18 protein-coding genes are annotated in these 16,432 nt (G+C 73.0%); 10 read left to right on the top strand and 8 right to left on the bottom strand.

Annotation, left to right across the window (positions count from 1 at the left end; translation table 11 throughout):
* Positions 1 to 3 precede the first annotated feature (3 nt).
* Positions 4 to 2,304 (bottom strand): hypothetical protein, encoded by a 2,301-nt coding sequence (locus tag ACIPFH_RS37085; RefSeq protein WP_401833426.1) that lies wholly within the window; start codon positions 2,302 to 2,304, stop codon positions 4 to 6.
* A gap of 310 nt (positions 2,305 to 2,614) precedes the next feature.
* On the opposite strand from ACIPFH_RS37085, the gene ACIPFH_RS37080 reads away from it, so the two are divergent.
* Both ACIPFH_RS37080 and ACIPFH_RS37075 read left to right on the top strand, forming a co-directional pair.
* Positions 2,615 to 3,445 (top strand): DeoR/GlpR family DNA-binding transcription regulator, encoded by an 831-nt coding sequence (locus tag ACIPFH_RS37080; protein WP_401833427.1) that lies wholly within the window; start codon positions 2,615 to 2,617, stop codon positions 3,443 to 3,445.
* A 54-nt stretch (positions 3,446 to 3,499) separates the two neighbouring features.
* Complete coding sequence (locus ACIPFH_RS37075) at positions 3,500 to 3,970, top strand: SRPBCC family protein (protein ID WP_401833429.1); 471 nt, start codon at positions 3,500 to 3,502, stop codon at positions 3,968 to 3,970.
* A 39-nt stretch (positions 3,971 to 4,009) separates the two neighbouring features.
* On the opposite strand, the gene ACIPFH_RS37070 is transcribed toward ACIPFH_RS37075, so the two are convergent.
* Positions 4,010 to 5,128, bottom strand: coding sequence for a PLP-dependent cysteine synthase family protein (locus ACIPFH_RS37070; protein WP_401833604.1), 1,119 nt, complete (start codon positions 5,126 to 5,128; stop codon positions 4,010 to 4,012).
* 402 nt (positions 5,129 to 5,530) lie between these two features.
* Here ACIPFH_RS37070 and ACIPFH_RS37065 point away from each other — a divergent pair, with 402 nt between their 5' ends.
* Positions 5,531 to 5,854, top strand: coding sequence for a hypothetical protein (locus ACIPFH_RS37065; RefSeq protein ID WP_356258797.1), 324 nt, complete (start codon positions 5,531 to 5,533; stop codon positions 5,852 to 5,854).
* 217 nt (positions 5,855 to 6,071) lie between these two features.
* A complete protein-coding gene (locus tag ACIPFH_RS37060) occupies positions 6,072 to 6,608 on the top strand; it encodes an ATP-binding protein (protein ID WP_401833431.1) in 537 nt (178 codons plus the stop codon).
* An 84-nt stretch (positions 6,609 to 6,692) separates the two neighbouring features.
* On the opposite strand, the gene ACIPFH_RS37055 is transcribed toward ACIPFH_RS37060, so the two are convergent.
* The 3 genes from ACIPFH_RS37055 to ACIPFH_RS37045 are packed head-to-tail and all read right to left on the bottom strand — an operon-like array spanning position 6,693 to position 10,299.
* Positions 6,693 to 9,254, bottom strand: coding sequence for an ABC transporter permease (locus ACIPFH_RS37055; RefSeq protein ID WP_401833433.1), 2,562 nt, complete (start codon positions 9,252 to 9,254; stop codon positions 6,693 to 6,695).
* The gene (locus tag ACIPFH_RS37050; protein ID WP_401833435.1) at positions 9,251 to 10,009 is read right to left on the bottom strand and encodes an ABC transporter ATP-binding protein; all 759 of its coding nucleotides are present in this window, start codon (positions 10,007 to 10,009) and stop codon (positions 9,251 to 9,253) included. Before ACIPFH_RS37050 ends, ACIPFH_RS37055 begins: the two co-directional genes overlap by 4 nt.
* A complete protein-coding gene (locus tag ACIPFH_RS37045; RefSeq protein WP_401833438.1) occupies positions 10,006 to 10,299 on the bottom strand; it encodes an SHOCT domain-containing protein in 294 nt (97 codons plus the stop codon). The genes ACIPFH_RS37050 and ACIPFH_RS37045 overlap by 4 nt, the downstream gene beginning before the upstream one ends.
* Positions 10,300 to 10,473: 174 nt before the next feature.
* Between ACIPFH_RS37045 and ACIPFH_RS37040 the strand changes: the two genes are divergently transcribed.
* From ACIPFH_RS37040 to ACIPFH_RS37030, 3 genes are read left to right on the top strand one after another with little or no spacing between them, the layout of a single operon-like run.
* The gene (locus tag ACIPFH_RS37040; RefSeq protein ID WP_401833440.1) at positions 10,474 to 11,040 is read left to right on the top strand and encodes a TetR/AcrR family transcriptional regulator; all 567 of its coding nucleotides are present in this window, start codon (positions 10,474 to 10,476) and stop codon (positions 11,038 to 11,040) included.
* 8 nt (positions 11,041 to 11,048) lie between these two features.
* On the top strand, positions 11,049 to 11,633 hold the full coding sequence (locus ACIPFH_RS37035) for a DUF4865 family protein (protein ID WP_401833442.1): 585 nt from the start codon (positions 11,049 to 11,051) through the stop codon (positions 11,631 to 11,633).
* Positions 11,630 to 12,538: a phosphotriesterase gene (locus tag ACIPFH_RS37030; protein ID WP_401833443.1), complete on the top strand. Its 909-nt coding sequence runs from the start codon at positions 11,630 to 11,632 to the stop codon at positions 12,536 to 12,538. The genes ACIPFH_RS37035 and ACIPFH_RS37030 overlap by 4 nt, the downstream gene beginning before the upstream one ends.
* 92 nt (positions 12,539 to 12,630) lie before the next feature.
* On the opposite strand, the gene ACIPFH_RS37025 is transcribed toward ACIPFH_RS37030, so the two are convergent.
* The 3 genes from ACIPFH_RS37025 to ACIPFH_RS37015 are packed head-to-tail and all read right to left on the bottom strand — an operon-like array spanning position 12,631 to position 14,137.
* Positions 12,631 to 13,053, bottom strand: coding sequence for a PPOX class F420-dependent oxidoreductase (locus ACIPFH_RS37025; RefSeq protein ID WP_401833445.1), 423 nt, complete (start codon positions 13,051 to 13,053; stop codon positions 12,631 to 12,633).
* Positions 13,054 to 13,069: 16 nt separating this feature from the next.
* Positions 13,070 to 13,954 carry an NAD(P)-dependent oxidoreductase gene (locus tag ACIPFH_RS37020; RefSeq protein ID WP_401833447.1) on the bottom strand — a complete coding sequence of 295 codons (885 nt, stop codon included), beginning with the start codon at positions 13,952 to 13,954 and terminating at the stop codon, positions 13,070 to 13,072.
* Positions 13,955 to 13,963: 9 nt separating this feature from the next.
* Entirely contained in the window at positions 13,964 to 14,137 is a 174-nt protein-coding gene (locus tag ACIPFH_RS37015) for a hypothetical protein (RefSeq protein WP_401833448.1), read from the bottom strand.
* 158 nt (positions 14,138 to 14,295) lie between these two features.
* Between ACIPFH_RS37015 and ACIPFH_RS37010 the strand changes: the two genes are divergently transcribed.
* From ACIPFH_RS37010 to ACIPFH_RS37000, 3 genes are all read left to right on the top strand, one after another.
* Positions 14,296 to 14,808: a hypothetical protein gene (locus ACIPFH_RS37010; RefSeq protein WP_401833450.1), complete on the top strand. Its 513-nt coding sequence runs from the start codon at positions 14,296 to 14,298 to the stop codon at positions 14,806 to 14,808.
* 55 nt (positions 14,809 to 14,863) lie between these two features.
* A complete protein-coding gene (locus tag ACIPFH_RS37005) occupies positions 14,864 to 15,448 on the top strand; it encodes a TetR/AcrR family transcriptional regulator (RefSeq protein ID WP_401833451.1) in 585 nt (194 codons plus the stop codon).
* Between the two features lie 81 nt (positions 15,449 to 15,529).
* Positions 15,530 to 16,297 carry an SDR family NAD(P)-dependent oxidoreductase gene (locus tag ACIPFH_RS37000; RefSeq protein WP_401833600.1) on the top strand — a complete coding sequence of 256 codons (768 nt, stop codon included), beginning with the start codon at positions 15,530 to 15,532 and terminating at the stop codon, positions 16,295 to 16,297.
* Positions 16,298 to 16,432: the final 135 nt, after the last annotated feature.

Raw genomic sequence — 16,432 nt, 5'->3', positions numbered from 1 at the left:
CGCTCAGGCGCGCTGCTGGGGCACCTCAGGTCGCAGACGCCCCAGCAGCTTCCCGCGTTCCTGCGCGAACGCCGGGTCGGCCTGGTAGTCGGAGTGGCCCAGGACGGGCGCGGGCAACGGGTGTTCCTCGTCGCGGCCGTACGCCAGCGGGTCCGCGAGAGGCTCACGGTCCACCTGCGGGCCGCAGTCGTCGCCGGACAGCCGGATCGGGCCGCCGATGGGGTCCGTGAGCCGGTACAGGTTCCGCCAGCAGGCGATGTCCTCGTGCAGGGCGGCGAGCGCGGCCGGGCCGAAGTGGGCCGGAAACCAGCGGCCGTAGAGGCGCTCGATCGGGGAGCCGTAGGTCAGCAGGGCGACCCGCCTGCGGTCGGAGGGTTTCAACTGCCAGGCCGCGGCGGCCGCGAGGACGCTGCCCTGGGAGTGGCCGGAGATCACCAGACGTCCGCCCGTGGCGCGCGTCCAGCCGGCGATGCGCCAGGTCAGATCGGGTACGGCGCGCTCCGCGTAGCAGGGCGGGGCGAAGGGGTGCGCGGCGCGCGGCCAGAAGGTGCCGACGTCCCAGAGGATGCCGATCGTGCGCCGCGCGGAGGGGTCCTTGTAGGCGCGTCGGCCCCAGGTGACGAAGAGGACGAAGCCGAGTCCGATGAGCCAGGAGCCCAGGGCCTGAGCGGTCTGGGCGGCGCCCTGCACGAACGGCTGGGCCCCGTCCCCGGCCCGGACCGGGGTCTTCCCGGTGCTGAACGCGCCGGCGAGCGCCCCCGCGCCCAGGATCAGGGTCGCGACCGAGGTGACGGCGACGAGCAGCGGGCCTCGGTCGGTGAGCGTGGCCATCGCGCGGGCGCGGGCGATGCGCCGGGTGCGGGCCGGGTCACCGTGCCCGACCCCGTAGTCCCGGACCACGGCGTCCTGCTCGGCGCGGGTCAGCAGCACGGTCCGCCGGGCGAGCAGTGCGCACAGCGCCAGCAGGACGACGATCAACACGGGAATCACGGACGCCTGCCAGGTCAACAGCACGGGCGGTCCGTCGAGGGAGGTCCCGGTGCCGTCCAGCCAGTCCGACACCCGCTGTGACACTCCGCCGGACATCACCCCGCCGAGAGCGCAGGCCAGCATCGCGACAGCGGGGCCCCCGAGCCCGTGCAGGGCGCACCGCTCCTGCTGGAAGTGCGGGACGGCGGCGCTGCCGTCCCCCCGCGCGGAGCGTTCCCGTGGGCAGTGGTGCAGGACTCGGGCGACGACGGCGAGGGCGATCACCAGGGCGCCCTGGGCGAGGGCGAGCGCGCCGAAGGTCGCGTCGCCGGGAAGTCTGCCCTCGGAGTGCCAGCCGGGGCGCTCCCAGCCGGCGTACACCAGGGTGAGGGCGAGCAGGACCAGGGCGGCCGACGGCAGACGGTGGACGAGGTGCGCGTCGAGGCGGCGGTCGAGGCGGTGCTCGCTGCGGCCCCGGCGGCACACCACCCACACCGTGGCCAGCGCGCCCGCCACCAGGGACGCCTCCAGCAGCCGGCCGAGCACGTCGAGGAGGGGCGGGCCGCCGGGGCGGCGGTCCTGGCGTACGGCCGCCGTACCGACCGCGGCGGCCACCGTCAGCAGTCCCGCCGCCGTGTGCGCCGCGCGCAGGCGGGCCACCAGACGGCGCCCGTACCAGAAGCCGGGCCGGCCGAGTGCGGTGTGACCTGCGCCGTTCTCGGGTTCACTCGTGAGGTCCAGGGGCTCCTGGGACTCGTAGGCCCGCCAGGTGCGGTGGGACAGGTACCAGAGGAGTCCGGTGAGGGCGGTCGGGACCAGGGCGGCGAGGGCGAGCCGGCGGCCGGGCAGGCTCCACCAGCCGCCGTCCGACACCGCGGGTGAGAGGAAGCCCAGCCAGGAGTGACGCCCGGCGCACGCGGTCGTGCCCGCGCACTGCCAGGCGGTGAGGTCGAGGGCGACCTCGCAGGCGGCGGCGACCAGCAACACCGTCAGGCTGAGCGCCGCGAGCCGCACCAGCAGCCCGTACAACCGCACGGCGCGGAGGCGTTCCCGTGCGGCGGGGCGCATCCAGTGGGCGAGGTTGACGACCATGAACGGGAGCAGCAGGAGCCACAGGGCGCGGGTGCCGTTGCCGGAGGTGAGGTTGGACCACACGTAGGCCTCGGGTACCGGGGCGTCGCGGCCGCGGTCGTCGGCGGGGCCGGTGTCCGCAGTGACGTCTTCGGCGCGCCGGAACACGGCCGCCGTGTCGTCGCCGGTGATCCGCACCGTGCGCGGGTCGTTCAGCATCTTCTCGGGCGTGGCGCCACCCACGCCGTGGACCAGGAGTTCCATGGCCGGTCTGTCCGCAGAGGCACGTTCCACTGTTCGCACTTCCCCCGTGACACGCCTTCGACATGTGTCCGTGCGGACATAAGGATCGCCACTCCCAGGGCTTGATACACCTCCTGTCACAGAACCTCCCCGGACCGTGCGGAAAAGCCGGTGCGCCGCCTGGGTGGCATGGACGCGTCGGGGTGGTGGACCAGCTGTGAGCGAGCCGTGCGAGGATGGGACGCCCCCGCACCGGCATCGGCGAGAATGTCCTCGTCGGAGCAGGTGAGCGGGCCTGTCGGACGGGTCGAGGGAAAGGACCGGAGCGTACGTGAGTGAGAATCAGAACCTCCTCGCGGAGCAGCGCCGCGCCCTCATCCTGGACGAGGTACGCCGTCGCGGCGGCGTCCGTGTCAACGAGCTGACCCGCAAGCTCGGCGTGTCGGACATGACGGTGCGCCGCGACCTCGACGCGCTGGCGCGCCAGGGTGTCCTGGAGAAGGTGCACGGCGGCGCGGTACCGGTGGTGGAGGCGAGCACCCACGAGCCCGGCTTCGAGGCGAAGTCGGGCCTGGAGCTGACCGCCAAGGAGGACATCGCGAAGGCGGCGGCGGAACTCGTGACCCCGGGCAGCGCGATCGCGCTGTCGGGCGGTACGACGACGTTCGCGCTGGCGCACCATCTGGTGGACGTGCCGGACCTGACGGTGGTGACCAACTCGGTGCGGGTGGCCGACGTCTTCCATATGGCGCAGCGCTCCTCGGGTCCCCGGCAGGGCGCGGCCACGGTCGTGCTGACCGGCGGGGTGCGTACACCGTCGGACTCGCTGGTGGGCCCGGTCGCCGACCAGGCCATCGCGGCACTCCACTTCGACATGCTGTTCCTCGGCGTGCACGGGATATCGGCCGAAGCGGGCCTGTCGACGCCGAACCTCGCGGAGGCCGAGACCAACCGGCGCCTGGTGCAGTCTGCGCGCCGGGTCGTGGTGGTCGCGGACCACACCAAGTGGGGCGTGGTGGGCCTCAGTTCGTTCGCGGCGCTGGAGCAGGTCGACACGCTGGTGACGGACGCGGGGCTGCCCGGGGCGGCGCGCGCGGAGATCTCCGAGCACCTGCGCCGGCTGGTGGTCGCGGGCGAGCCCGGTGAGGGTACAGACATCTGAGGGGGCTGCGGCTAGGGTGACGCACCCGTTCCTCGCCGTGAGGAGGTTGCGCGCATGGCTCACCGGTTGCGCCCCGAAGGGCTCGGCTTCGTCGGTACGGCTCCCGTACGGCTGGTTTTCGCCCGGGAGGTGTCCGCTTCACCCGAGCGTGTCTTCCACGCGCTCGCCGAGGACGTGTCCGGCTGGGCCGAGTGGTTCCCGGCCGTGACGTCCGTCCGGCCCCGGGACGGAGGTGCGGGGCGCGACGTACGGCTGAGGGGCGGCGGCCGTTTCCGGGAGACGGTGATCGCGGCGGACGGGCCACAGGTGTACGCCTACCGCGTGGACGTCACCAACGCGCCGGGCCTCCGGGCGCTGGTCGAGGAGTGGCGGCTGTCGCCGGCCGGGCCGCGGACGCGGGTGCAGTGGACGTTCGCCGCCGACGGGAACGGGGTGTTCCGGGCGGTCATGCGGCCGGCCCGAGCCGGTCTGGGGCGCTCGTTCCGGGACGCGATGACGCGGCTGGAGCGCCGGCTCACCCCTTGAGCGTCACGGCCCTCCGGCTCGGGGAGCGGGTCCGGGGGGTCAGGTCCGCCAGACGCCCGTGGCCAGCAGCGACTCGATGACGGCGGTGTACGGGGCGATGTCCAGGCCCTGGTCGGCGAGCCAGGTGTCCGAGTAGTACTTGTCGAGGTAGCGGTCGCCCGGGTCGCACAGCAGCGCGACCACACTGCCCTGTCGTCCGTCGGCCACCATCTCGGCCACGATCTTCAGCGCGCTCCACAGTCCGGTGCCCGTGGAGCCGCCCGCCTTGCGGCCGATGGCCCGTTCCAGCGCTCGTACGGCGGCGACGGCGGCCGCGTCCGGGACCTTCATCATGCGGTCGACGGCGCCGGGCACGAAGCTGGGCTCCATGCGCGGGCGGCCGATGCCCTCGATGCGTGAGCCGCAGTCGCAGGTGACGTCCGGATCGCCGGTGGTCCAGCCCTCGAAGAAACACGAGTTCTCCGGGTCGGCGACGCAGATGCGGGTGTTGCGCTGCGTGTAGTGGACGTACCGGGCGAGGGTCGCGGAGGTGCCGCCGGTGCCGGCCGTGGCCACGATCCAGGCGGGCTCCGGGAACCGCTCCAGTTCCAGTTGGCGGAAGATGGATTCGGCGATGTTGTTGTTGCCGCGCCAGTCCGTGGCCCGTTCCGCGTAGGTGAACTGGTCCATGTAGTGGCCGCCGCTGTCCACCGCGAGGCGGGCCGACTCCTCGTACATCGTGCGGGGGTCGCCGACGAAGTGGCACTGGCCGCCGTGGAACTCGATCAGGCGGATCTTCTCCGCGCTCGTGGTACGCGGCATGACCGCGATGAAGGGCACCCCGATCAGCTTGGCGAAGTACGCCTCGGAGACGGCCGTCGACCCACTGGACGCCTCGATCACCGGACGGCCCGGCCGGATCCAGCCGTTGCACAGCCCGTAGAGGAAGAGAGAGCGGGCGAGCCGGTGTTTGAGGCTGCCGGTGGGGTGGGTCGACTCGTCCTTGAGGTACAGGTCGATGCCCCATTTCTCTGGGAGGGGGAAGCGCAGCAGATGCGTGTCGGCCGAGCGGTTGGCGTCCGCCTGGACCTTGCGGACGGCTTCTTTGAGCCAGTCGCGGTAGGCGGTGTCGGTGCGGTCGACGTCGAGGGTGGCGCCGGTCCGGCTGGGCTGGGGCATGGTCACGGCGGGGACTCCTTCAGCTCTGCGCCGACGGTGGTCCGCGCGGCCGACACACCGATCATAGGCACCTTCAACACGCTTCTCACCTGCATAAACACACCTTTGGGAGCCTCAAAGGCGGCCCTGGGGGGCAGCTGCGGGCGCGTGGGGGCGCATTCCCGCGAATGCTCCGGACGGGTGTCGCCGAGGTGTCGTGCGCACTGGTGCTCGACGCCGGTCGCGGGCAGACTGCACCGGGTCGGGCGAAGGCCCGGGCTGGTGATGACGCCGGTCCGGACGCGGGTCCCGAACGGGGGCGCACACTGGATCGAGGACAGGTTCGATCACGACGCGGGCTGGATCACGACCCACGCGGGTGCACGGTTCGGCTCGCCCAGGCGTACAAGGGGGCGGGGAGGCATGGCGGAGCCGGAGTTCACGGCTACGGGCGTGCGCATCGGGAAGCGGCTGCGTTCACTCACCCGAGCCGGCCAGGTCCGGATCAATGAGGGCAGGCTGGAGCTGCTGACCAGCTACGGCAGCGAGATCGACAGTGCGCCCGTGCAGGCGGTCCGCGCCTCCAGGCCCTGGTTCGCACCGGAGGACCGGGCCTTGGCCGACCTCAACGGCAAGCGGTATCTGCTGACGCTCGGCGACCACGATCCGGCGCCCGGCGAACCCGGGCCGCCCGCGGCGCGCCGCTTCATCGAGGCCGTGCGCAGGGCGGCGGGGCGCGGCGGCTGAGCCGGCGCCGACGAAGACCCCGGCGGGCGGCCGGACCACCGCGAGTTGCGGCACCGCGGCCCCTGCGCCACTCTGGTCTCACGTCACTCTGGGTTTACCGGCGATAACGCTGCGAACCAGCCCCCGCCGGCCACGACAGCAGGCGGCCGCCTTGCGCAGTTGCCCTGCTCGATCCGAACTCCGTGTTCTTCCGGACCTAAGTCGGGGAGTCGCAGCCGTGATCACCAACCCAAGCAGGCACTGCACGGTCGAGCTTCAGGCCCTGCCGTCGCGGATCGGCCAGGTCCGCAGAATCGTATCGGCGCAGCTGCGCTACTGGCATATGGATCCGCTCATAGACCGGGCCGCGCTCGGTGTGACGGAGTTGTTGACCAACGTGCACCTGCACGCGCAGCCCGACAAGACGTGCGTCGTGGAGATGGAGCTGCTGCTCGACCGGCTCACCGTCTCCGTTCGCGACCACGACCCGCGCCTGCCGGTCGTGGGGGCCGTCGACGACGGGGCTCTCGCCACCTGTGGGCGCGGGCTGGCCATGGTCGCCGCGGTGAGCGAGAGCTGGGGCGCCCGGCCGGACGGCGAGTCGGGCAAGGTCGTGTGGTTCACGCTGCCTGCGCCCGTCGCCGCGCGCGAGCTGTCGGCGCGTCCGCCGCGTCGTACGCCCCGGGAGCAGGTCTCGCCCCGGTTCACGGAGGTCGTCTCCGTCGACGATCTGCGGCCCGCACATGCCCCCGCCCGGTCGGCCGTCGTCGGCTGACCGGGCGGTGACGTCACCCTGGGGGCGGACGTCCGCAGTGATCACGGTGACCAGTCCCCGAGGTGTACGCCGTTCGGGTGTACCTCACTCCGCCGCGATGGCGCGCAGCACGTCCAGCCGGGCCGCGCGCCGGGCCGGACGCAGGCCGGCGAGGGCTCCGGCCGCGACGCCCACGAGGGCCACCACCGCGAGTCGCGCGGGCGGCACCGCGAAGGCGAAGGCGCTGTCGCTCGCCCCGTCGGAGGCCCGGACCAGCACCCAGCCGAGGAAGCCGCCGAGGGCCAGGCCGCCCGCCGTGCCGAACGCGGCGACCAGGACCGACTCCCAGCGGACCATGGCCCGCAGCTGGGACCGGGTCTGGCCGACGGCCCTCAGCAGACCGAGTTCCCGGGTGCGTTCGTGGATCGCCAGGGTCAGCGTGTTGGCGATGCCCAGGAGTGCGATGAGCACCGCGAGGGCGAGCAGGGCGTAGACCAGTGTGAGCATCATGTCGATGCCGCCGGCCGAGGATCGCGCGTACTCGTCGCGGGTCTGCACCTCGGGGTTGCCGTACTGCGCCGCGACCTTTTCCACGGCAGCCTTGCCCGCGGCCGGGCTCACGCCGTCCCCGAAGGAGACGGCGACCAGGGTGTCGGCGTCCTGCGTACGGTGCGGCGCCCAGGCCGCGCGGGTGATGACGTAGTCGCCTGCGAGTTCGGAGCGGCCGTAGACGGCGCGCACGGTGAAGGTCTTCTCGTCGCCGTCGGTGAAGGCGAGCCGGGCGGTGTCACCGGTGGTCAGGTGGCGGCGGTCCGCCTCCTGCCGGGTGATTGCGATGCCGTCGGTCCCGAGGGCGCCCAGGTCACCCTGAACGGTGCCGAGGTCGAAGGCGCGGCGCAGTGCGACCGGGTCGGTGACGGTCAGCGCCCGTCCTCTCCCGTCGACTTCCGCGACTCCCCGGCCGAGCCCGACGGCCGTGTCCACCTCGGCCAGCTCGCCGATGGCCGGGGCCAGCTTCGGGCTGAGTCCGCTGCCGCCGGCGCCGAAGGAGGGAGCGCTGACGGCCACGTCGCCCGCGAAGGAGCGGGAGACGGTCTGGTCCATGGTGGCCTTGAGGGAGGCCCCGAACACGGTGAAGAGCGAGACCACGGCGACGCCGATCATCAGGGCGCCGGCGGTGGCCGCCGTCCGCCTGGGGCTGCGCAGGGCGTTGCGGCGGGCGAGCCCTCCGCTGACGCCCCGCAGCCGGTCCAGGGGACTGCCGAGGATCCGCACGGCCGTGCTGGAGGCCACCGGGCCGAGGACGACGAAGGCGATCAGGGCCAGGACGGCTCCGGCACCCGCCGACCACACGGACGGCGAGACGAGGACGCCGGTGAGGGTCAGCACGAGGGCGAGGACGATCAGGCCCGTGCCGGTGACGGCGCGCAGGCGGGAGGCGCCCGAGGAGTCCACGGCCGTCTCGCGCAGCGCGGCCAGCGGGGCGGTGCGGCCGGCCCGCACGGCGGGCAGCACCGCGGACCCCAGGCAGACCAGGACGCCGACCACGAGGGGGAGGGTCAGCGACAGGGCGCCGATCACCAGGTCGCCCTCGGGGAAGGGGAATCCGATGGCCGGGAACAGCGCCTGGAGCCCGGCGGCGATACCGATGCCGCCCGCGAGTCCGGCGGCCGAAGCGGTCACGGCGACGGCCACGGCCTCGACGAGGGTCGCCGCGGTCACCTGACGACGGGAGGCGCCGAGAGCGCGCAACAAAGCGTTCTCACGCGCGCGTTGAGCCACGACGATCGCGAACGTGTTGTGGATGGAGAAGGTCGCGACCAGCAGGGCCACTCCGGAGAACACCAGGAGGAACGTGGTGAAGACCGTCAGGAACCGGCTGGCGATCATGTCGGTGTTCTCCTGCGCCGCCTCCTGACCGGTGATGGCTTCGACTCCTGTGGGCAGTACGGGAGTCAGCCGGTCGACCAGCTCCGCCTGGCTCACTCCCGGGGCGGCGCGCACGACGATGTCCGCCGCCCGGCCGGGCCTGGCGGTGAGGTATTTCTCGGCGTCGGCGCGGGTCATGCCGGTGAAGGTCACCTGCGCCATGCCGTCCTCGCCGCCGAAGGTCGCGAGGCCCACGATCGTCACGCGCACGGGGTCGGGCGTACGCAGCGTGGTGGTGTCGCCGATCTCCAGGCCGCCCTTCTCGGCGGTGCCCCGGTTGACGACGACCTCGCCGGACCGGGCCGGGGCGCGGCCCTCGGCGAGCCGGTACGGGTTGAGCCGCGGGTCGGTGATCCAGTTGCCCGCGAGGGTGGGCGGGCCCTGGCCACCGATCGGCTTGCCGTCGGCGCCGACGACCTGCCCCGCGCCCTGGATGTCGGGCGCGGCGGCCGCGACGCCGGGCACGGCCTCGACCGTGCGCACCAGGCCGGTGCTGACGGGCTGCCGTACGCCCTGGCTCCCGCCGGGGGCAGTGATGGTGTCGGAGCCCCGCACCACGGCGTCGGTGCCCGCGGTCGCGTTGCCGAACATCGAGTCGAAGCTCGCGCGCAGGGTGTCCCCCATGACCAGCGTTCCGGCCAGGAAGGCCACGCCGAGGAAGACGGCCAGGAAGGTTCCGGCGAAGCGGCGCCGGTGGGCGCGCAGGGACGAGAGGCTCAGGCGGAGGGACGCGTTCATGACGGCACCTCGAATGCTTTCATGCGGTCCAGGACGCGGTCGGCGGTCGGGGACTCCATCCGGTCGACGAGCCGTCCGTCGGCGAGGAAGACGACCTCGTCGGCTTGGGCGGCGGCGACCGGATCGTGAGTGACCATGACGACCGTGCGGCCGGTGCGGCGCACGGTGCGGGCGAGCAGCCCGAGCACCTCTCCCCCGGTGCGGGAGTCGAGGTTGCCGGTGGGCTCGTCGGCGAAGACCACGTCCGGCCGGCCGGCGAACGCCCGTGCCACGGCGACGCGTTGCTGCTGACCGCCGGAGAGCTCGGAGGGCCGGTGACGGAGCCGGTCGCGCAGCCCGACGCCGTCCACGAGGGCGTCGATCCACTCCGACTCGCCCCGCTCGCCCGCCAGGTCCAGTGGCAGCCGGATGTTCTCCTCGACGGTCAGGGTGGGCACCAGGTTGAACGCCTGGAAGACGAAACCGACCCGGTCGCGGCGCAGGAGGGTGAGGCGACGGTCGTCGAGGGTGCGCAGTTCGGTGTCGCCGATGTACGCGGCGCCCGAGGTGAGGGTGTCCAGACCCGCGGCGCAGTGCATCAGGGTGGACTTGCCCGAGCCGGACGGGCCCATGATCGCGGTGAAGCGTCCGGCCGGGAAGGCGACGCTCACCCCGGCCAGGGCCCGTACGGCGGTGTCGCCGGCGCCGTAGACCTTCACGGCGTCGACGACCCGCGCGGCGTTGCGCGTGGCCGTGGTGGCGGTCGCGGTGCTCATGCCGCACCGCCCTTGGCCGCGCGGCCGAACTGCTCGTCCAGGACGGACAGCCGGCGCCAGTACTCGTCCTCGTCGATCTCGCCGGAGGCGAAACGACGGCCGAGGACGGCGAGGGGCGAGTCCCCGGTGGGGCGGGGGTCGCCGACCGGGCCCCAGGGGCCACGACGGCCTCGCCGACCGGTGCGGCGCAGGACCGTGACGACGCCGATCACCACGGCCGCCCAGATCAGCGGGAGGAACAGGATCCACGGGCCGGGTCCGCCACCGTCCCAGTTCGCCAGGGTGTTCATCTCGGGTCATCTCCTCAGGGGATCTGTGTGATGCCTCGAGCGTCTCGCCGGGCGGGGGTCCGGGTCGTCGTACGGGCAGCGGCAGTGCGCGTACGTCGCCGGGAGTACGCGCGCCCGTCCTGGCTGCTCCCTGAGGGCTGGACGTCTGTAACTACTAGTATGTACAGTCGGCTCATGAGCACTTCGGAGCGACTCATCGAGTCCACCCGTGAGCTGCTCTGGGAGCGCGGTTACGTGGGGACCAGCCCCAAGGCGATCCTGGAGCGCGCCGGCGCCGGGCAGGGCAGCATGTACCACCACTTCAAGGGCAAACCCGACCTCGCCCTGGCGGCGATCCGGCGGACGGCCGACGAGCTGCGGGCCACCGCCGAGGGGGTACTGGACGGGCCGGGCACACCGTACGAGCGCATCGAGGCGTATCTGACGCGCGAGCGGGACGTGTTGCGCGGCTGTCCCGTCGGGCGCCTGACGATGGATCCGGACGTGATCGCCAGTGACGAGCTGCGCGCACCCGTCGACGAGACGATCGACCTGATCCGTGAACGGATCGCGCATCTCGTGGAAGAGGGCAAGGAGCAGGGGCAGTTCGGGCCCGAGCTGGACGGCGAGGCGATCGCCGCCACCGTCCTCGCAACCGTCCAGGGCGGATACGTGCTGGCCCGCGCGTCCGGTTCGCCCGCCGCCTTCGACGCGGCAGTCCGCGGGCTGCTCTCGCTCCTCGCACCTCGTTCGGCCGACTAGGAGGCCCCGTGCACGCCATGCAGTACGAGCTCACGCTGCCCGCCGACTACGACATGGACGTCATCCACGCGCGCGCGTCCCGGGTCGGGCCGCTGCTCGACGACTGGGAGGGCCTCGGCCTCAAGGCGTACCTGATGCGCGAACGCGGGGTGCACGGTTCGCCCGTCAACCAGTACGCGCCGTTCTACCTCTGGAACACCGTGGAGGGCATGAACGCGTTTCTCTGGGGCGGCGGTTTCCAGGGGCTGAGCGACGACTTCGGCCGCCCGACGGTCCGTCAGTGGACGGGTTTGGCCTACGAGGAGGGCGTCGCCGTCGGCTCCCCCGCCCTGTTCGCCGTACGGCGGCGGCGACCGGTGCCGGACGGGGCGGTGCTCTCCGAGGCCGTGCGGGAGGCGGTGGACGAGGCCGGGCGGCTGGCCCGGGAGGACGGGGCGGTGCTCGCGGCGGCGGCGGTGGACACGAGCCGCTGGGAGAGCCTGCACTTCTCGCTCTGGGAGCACGACACGCCGAAGGCCGACGGCGACCTGTTCCGGGTGCTGCACCTGTCGGCGCCGGAGCGGACCGCCCTGACCGGGGGCAGGCAGTGGTGAGGGCGGTACGGACGGTACTCGGGGACGTCCCGGCCGAGCGGCTCGGTGTGTGCGACGCGCACGACCACCTGTTCTTCGGCAGTCCCCGACTGCCCGGTCAGGAGCTGAACAGCCGCTCGGCGGCGCGCGCCGAACTCGACGCGTTCCGCGCGCAGGGCGGTGACGCCGTCGTGCAGTGGACGCCGTACGGTCTCGGACGGCGCGCGGCGGATCTGCCCCCGCTGTCCCGGGAGACCGGGGTCCAGCTGGTGGCCGCGACGGGGCTGCACCAGGACGTGCACTACGACGAGGCGACGCTCGACGGTCTGCGACACCGGCTCGCCGAGGTGTTCGTGGCCGAACTGACCGAGGGCATCGGGACGTCGGAGGTCCGCGCCGGGCTCGTCAAGGTCGCGGGCGGGTTCCACGCCCTCGACGCGCACACCCGCTGGACCATGACCGCCGCGGCCGAGGCGCATCACGCGACGGACGCGCCCATCGCCGTCCATCTGGAGCTGGGCACCGGCGTGCTCGACGTACTCGATCTGCTGTGCGGGGAGTTGGGCGTGCCCCCGCACCGGGTGATCCTGGGGCACCTCAACCGCTCCCCCGACGCGGTGGTGCACCGCCTGGCCGCCGAGGCGGGCTGCTGGCTGGCCTTCGACGGCCCGTCACGCGCCAACCACGCCACCGACTGGCGGATGCCGGACGCCGTGCGGGCCCTCGCCGACGCCGGCTACGGCGACCGGCTCCTGCTGGGCGGTGACACCACGACGGCGGCGGCCCGTTCGGTCGACGGCGGCCCCGGAATGCCGTATCTGCTGCGCCGGGTCCGGCCGCGCCTGGTGCTCGCCGTGGGTGAGGAACTCGTGACGCGGATCCTCGCGGAGAACCCGGGGCGGGCCTTCGGCGTCGAGTGGCGTTGAAAACCGGCCCGGTGGCGCTGCCGGCCCGGTGGCGCTGCCGGCAGTGCCGCCGGCGGCGGCCGTGCCGGCGGGGCGCCGCGGTCTCGGGACGGTCAGGGGGACGCCTGGTCGCTGTCCTTGAGGGCGCCCCAGCCGTGCCAGCGGTCGACCTCGATCCAGGCGCTGACCCGGGAGCGGACCCGGTCGGGGTACGACTTGCCCGTGTAGTGGGTGGAGATACGGTCGATGTCGGTCAGGCCTTCGTCCTCGTGCAGCTCGACCACCCGTCCGATGAGGGTGACGTGCGTGTACCAGTTGTCGGCGGCCAGGACGGTGAGGGTCAGGCGCGGGTCGCGGCGCAGGTGCTGGAGCCGGACCCGGCCCTCGTCCAGGCTGATCAGGGCGCGTCCGTCCTCCCAGACGTACCAGGTGGGGGTGGAGACGGGGGTTCCGTCGGAGCGCAGGGTCGCCATCACACAGGGGTTGGGGCGGCTCAGCAGTTCGACGGCCTCGGGCGGAAGCGGGGGTTTGGACACGGGGTCTCCTCGCGGTTCAGGCTTTCTTGTCGAAGCTGGCGAAGTAGGCGGCGGCCATGTCCTCGTCACCGTGGCCCTGAGCGGCGGCCCGCTCCAGACGCTCGGCGCTCGCCGCCGCCACGTCGAGCCGGACGCCGCGCTCACGGCCGGCCTCGACGATCAGACGCGCGTCCTTCGCGGCCGTCGTCACCGCGAACTGCGGCGGCGAGAGCCGGTCGTCGAGGATCAGGCCGGTCTTCGCCTTCAGGTACCCCATGTCGAGCGGGCCACCCTCGATCAGCGCGAAGAACGCCTCCGGGTCGACCTCCAGGGACTGCGACAGGGCGAGGACCTCGCCGGCCGCGGCGGTGGCCGCGATGACCCAGCTGTTGGCCACCAGCTTCAGACGTGTCGCGCTGCCCTCGCCGCCGTCCTCACCCGTCCACACCGTGCGTGCGCCCACCGCGTCGAACACGGGCGCGACCGCGTCGCGGTGCTCGCTCGGGCCCGCCGCCAGCACGGTCAGCTGACCGGCCTCGGCGGGTTGCCGGGTGCCCAGCACGGGCGCGTCGAAGAAGACGAGGTCGTGCGCGCGGGCGAAGGCGGCCAGGTCGCCCATGGCCCCGATCCCGGCGGTCGTCGACTGCACCCAGGCCGTCCCGGGACGCAGGGCGGAAGCGGCCTCGCGCATGACCTCCAGGGCGGCGGGGCCGTCGTACAGCATGGTCAGGACGACGTCCGCTCCCTCGACCGCCTCGGCGGGGGTGTCGACGACCCGCACGCCTTCGGCGGTGAGCGGTTCGGCCTTGGCCCGGGTGCGGTTCCAGGCGCGCACGGTATGACCGGCCCGGGCGAGGTTGCGGGCCATCGCGGCGCCCATGATGCCGGTCCCCAGGACACTCACGGTCAGTTCGTCTGTCATGACGTCAACCTACTTCGACGCCGCGCCGACCGGACCGTCCAGCCACGCCCGGCGGCCGTCGAGCATCGGGTTCGGCCGCTCGTGGGCCAGGACGGCGGCGGGGCGGCCGATCCGGGTCTCCTGGGGCGGGATTTCGGACCCAGGAGACCCGGAGAGGTCCTCGACCAGCCGGGCGTGCAGCACGTCGAGCCGTTCCTCGGGTGCGTCGTCCGGCCGACCCCGGTGTGCCGCGGGTCCGCGACCGGCTGCGGTGTGCGGCGCGGGTCCGGTAACAACTGGCTTACGTGCCTTGTCCGTTGCCGCGGGGAGGACCACGATGTGAGTCTCCCAGGGGGGTGACCATGCGGATCCGGTACGCCGCCGCGGCCTGCGCCGGCGCCGCGGTGCTGGCCTCGTTGACCGGCTGCACGGTGCCGGTCGCGGGCGGCACGGGCATCACGGTGGACGAGGACGGACAGCCGGTCGGTGTGCTGATGGTCTGTCACCACCACATCGACGCGGCAATCCTGTACACCCAGGGCAGCGGTGACGAGTCCGAGGACGTGGGGAGTTGGCGCCGCACGGAGCCCGCCACGGGCTACGTCACCTGGCCGCTGCACACCGGCGGCGAGGGCTGGAGCGTCGACAGGGCGATGTCGACGGCGCTCGAACGGCAGCGCACCTACGTCCTGTACGGAGCGACCGAGGACAACTCGTGGTCCACGGCCGACGTGTCCTTCACGCTCGCGGACCTGGCCGCGCTCACACCGGGCGAGGTCCGCTACTTCGCCGGTGACGTGCGGGGCGCCGACGCCGACGGGTATGCGACCGCGTCGATCGAGGAGTTCCGCACCGACGCCTGCGAAGGCGACTGACCGACACCACGTCCCATACTTGACCACTCGTTCTCGATTGATCTAGCGTCACCTCATGGCGAGAACCAAGGAGTTCGATCCGGACGCGGCTCTCCAGTCGGCACTGGAGCTCTTCTGGCGGCGCGGCTACGAGGCGACTTCGATGGCGGACCTCGTCGAGCACCTGGGCATCGGACGCGCCAGCCTCTACGCGACCTTCGGCAACAAGCACGACCTGTATCTGAAGGCGCTTGACCGGTACGGGGAAACACACCAGCCGCTCCTACTGGACGAGTTGTCGCAGCCGGGGCCCGCACTCCCCGCGGTGCGCGCGGTGGTGCGGCGGTTCGCGGCGGAGGCCACGGACGAGGCGACCCGTACCTACGGGTGTTTCGCCACCAACACGGCGGCGGAGTTGGCCGCGCACGACTTCGCCGCGGCCCGCCGGGTCGAGCGGGGCTGGGAGCACCTGGAGACACTGCTGGAGTCGGCGCTGGTGCGCGCGCGGGCGCATGGCGAACTGCCGGCCGGGCGTGATCCGCGCGGACTGGCGCGCATGCTGCTGGTCCTGCTCCAGGGGTTGCGAGTGGTCGGCAAGGCCTCATCGGATCCCGCGCGGGTGCGGGACGCGGCGGAGCAGGCGCTCACCCTGCTGGACTGATCGACCGACCCGCCCTGGAGAAATGTCGGGGCCACTTTCACCTGCCCACATATTGGAATGATCGGTCTGGAAAGGACTGGCATGTCTCGGAATCGTTTCTCCGGCCGCACCGCACTCGTCACCGGCGGTGGCTCCGGCATCGGACGCACCCTCGCCCTCGCCTTCGCCGCCGAGGGGGCCGCGGTCGTCGTGGCCGGGCGCACGCGCGCCTCGCTCGACGAGACGGCCGGGCTCGTCGAGCGGGCCGGCGGGACCGCGATCGCCCGGGTCGCCGACGTCTCGCGCGCCGCCGACCTGGACGCGCTCGTCCGCGCGGTCGTCGACCGTTTCGGCTCACTCGACGTCGCCGTCAACAACGCGGGGGTCCTGCGGGCGGGGCGGCCGCTGGCCGACGTCGACGAGGAGGACTGGCGGTCCATGGTCGACACCAACCTGACCGGTGTCTTTCTCGCCCTGCGGGCCGAGGTACGGCAGATGCGGTCGCAGCCGGGTGGCGGCGCGATCGTCAACGTGTCGTCCAACATCGGCGTGCACCGCCAGATTCCGGGCCTGACCGCCTACGCCGCGAGCAAGGCGGCCGTGACCGCCCTGACCCGTGGCGCCGCGCTGGAGCACATACGCGACGGCGTCCGCATCAACGCCGTCAGCCCCGGCCCGTCCGAGACGGCCATGTCGCTGCGGCCCGGCGAGTCCGAGGCCGAGCGTGCCCTGCGGATGAAGGAGCAGTCACCGCTGGGCCGGGTGTCGTCGACGGAGGAGGTGGCCCAAGCCGTGCTGTACCTGGCCTCGGACGACGCGGCATCCGTCGTCGGCACCGACCTGGTGATCGACGGCGGTGCCACGCTGTAGGCGCAGCAGCCCTGCGGGCGGGGCCGGACTCTCGGCGGGGCCGGACTGTCGTCGAAGCAGCGCTTCGGGCCGGGGCCGGACTGTGCGCGGTCCGCACTGTGAGCCGAGCTGGACTCCGAGCCCGGCCGGCCGGGG

This window comes from Streptomyces sp. NPDC088157 (assembly GCF_044741545.1).
In the GTDB taxonomy this organism is placed as follows: Bacteria; Actinomycetota; Actinomycetes; order Streptomycetales; family Streptomycetaceae; genus Streptomyces.
Note: the sequence above shows the minus strand (reverse complement) of the source record. Positions and strands in the feature narration are given on the sequence as shown.

Coding starts and splice junctions, on each gene's coding strand:
- ACIPFH_RS37050 (WP_401833435.1), bottom strand. CDS start 10,009: ATGAGCACCGCGACCGCCACCACGGCCACGCGCAACGCCGCGCGGGTC.
- ACIPFH_RS37000 (WP_401833600.1), top strand. CDS start 15,530: ATGTCTCGGAATCGTTTCTCCGGCCGCACCGCACTCGTCACCGGCGGT.
- ACIPFH_RS37075 (WP_401833429.1), top strand. CDS start 3,500: ATGGCTCACCGGTTGCGCCCCGAAGGGCTCGGCTTCGTCGGTACGGCT.
- ACIPFH_RS37085 (WP_401833426.1), bottom strand. CDS start 2,304: ATGGAACTCCTGGTCCACGGCGTGGGTGGCGCCACGCCCGAGAAGATG.
- ACIPFH_RS37005 (WP_401833451.1), top strand. CDS start 14,864: ATGGCGAGAACCAAGGAGTTCGATCCGGACGCGGCTCTCCAGTCGGCA.
- ACIPFH_RS37020 (WP_401833447.1), bottom strand. CDS start 13,954: ATGACAGACGAACTGACCGTGAGTGTCCTGGGGACCGGCATCATGGGC.
- ACIPFH_RS37045 (WP_401833438.1), bottom strand. CDS start 10,299: ATGAACACCCTGGCGAACTGGGACGGTGGCGGACCCGGCCCGTGGATC.
- ACIPFH_RS37055 (WP_401833433.1), bottom strand. CDS start 9,254: ATGAACGCGTCCCTCCGCCTGAGCCTCTCGTCCCTGCGCGCCCACCGG.
- ACIPFH_RS37070 (WP_401833604.1), bottom strand. CDS start 5,128: ATGCCCCAGCCCAGCCGGACCGGCGCCACCCTCGACGTCGACCGCACC.
- ACIPFH_RS37065 (WP_356258797.1), top strand. CDS start 5,531: ATGGCGGAGCCGGAGTTCACGGCTACGGGCGTGCGCATCGGGAAGCGG.
- ACIPFH_RS37010 (WP_401833450.1), top strand. CDS start 14,296: ATGCGGATCCGGTACGCCGCCGCGGCCTGCGCCGGCGCCGCGGTGCTG.
- ACIPFH_RS37040 (WP_401833440.1), top strand. CDS start 10,474: ATGAGCACTTCGGAGCGACTCATCGAGTCCACCCGTGAGCTGCTCTGG.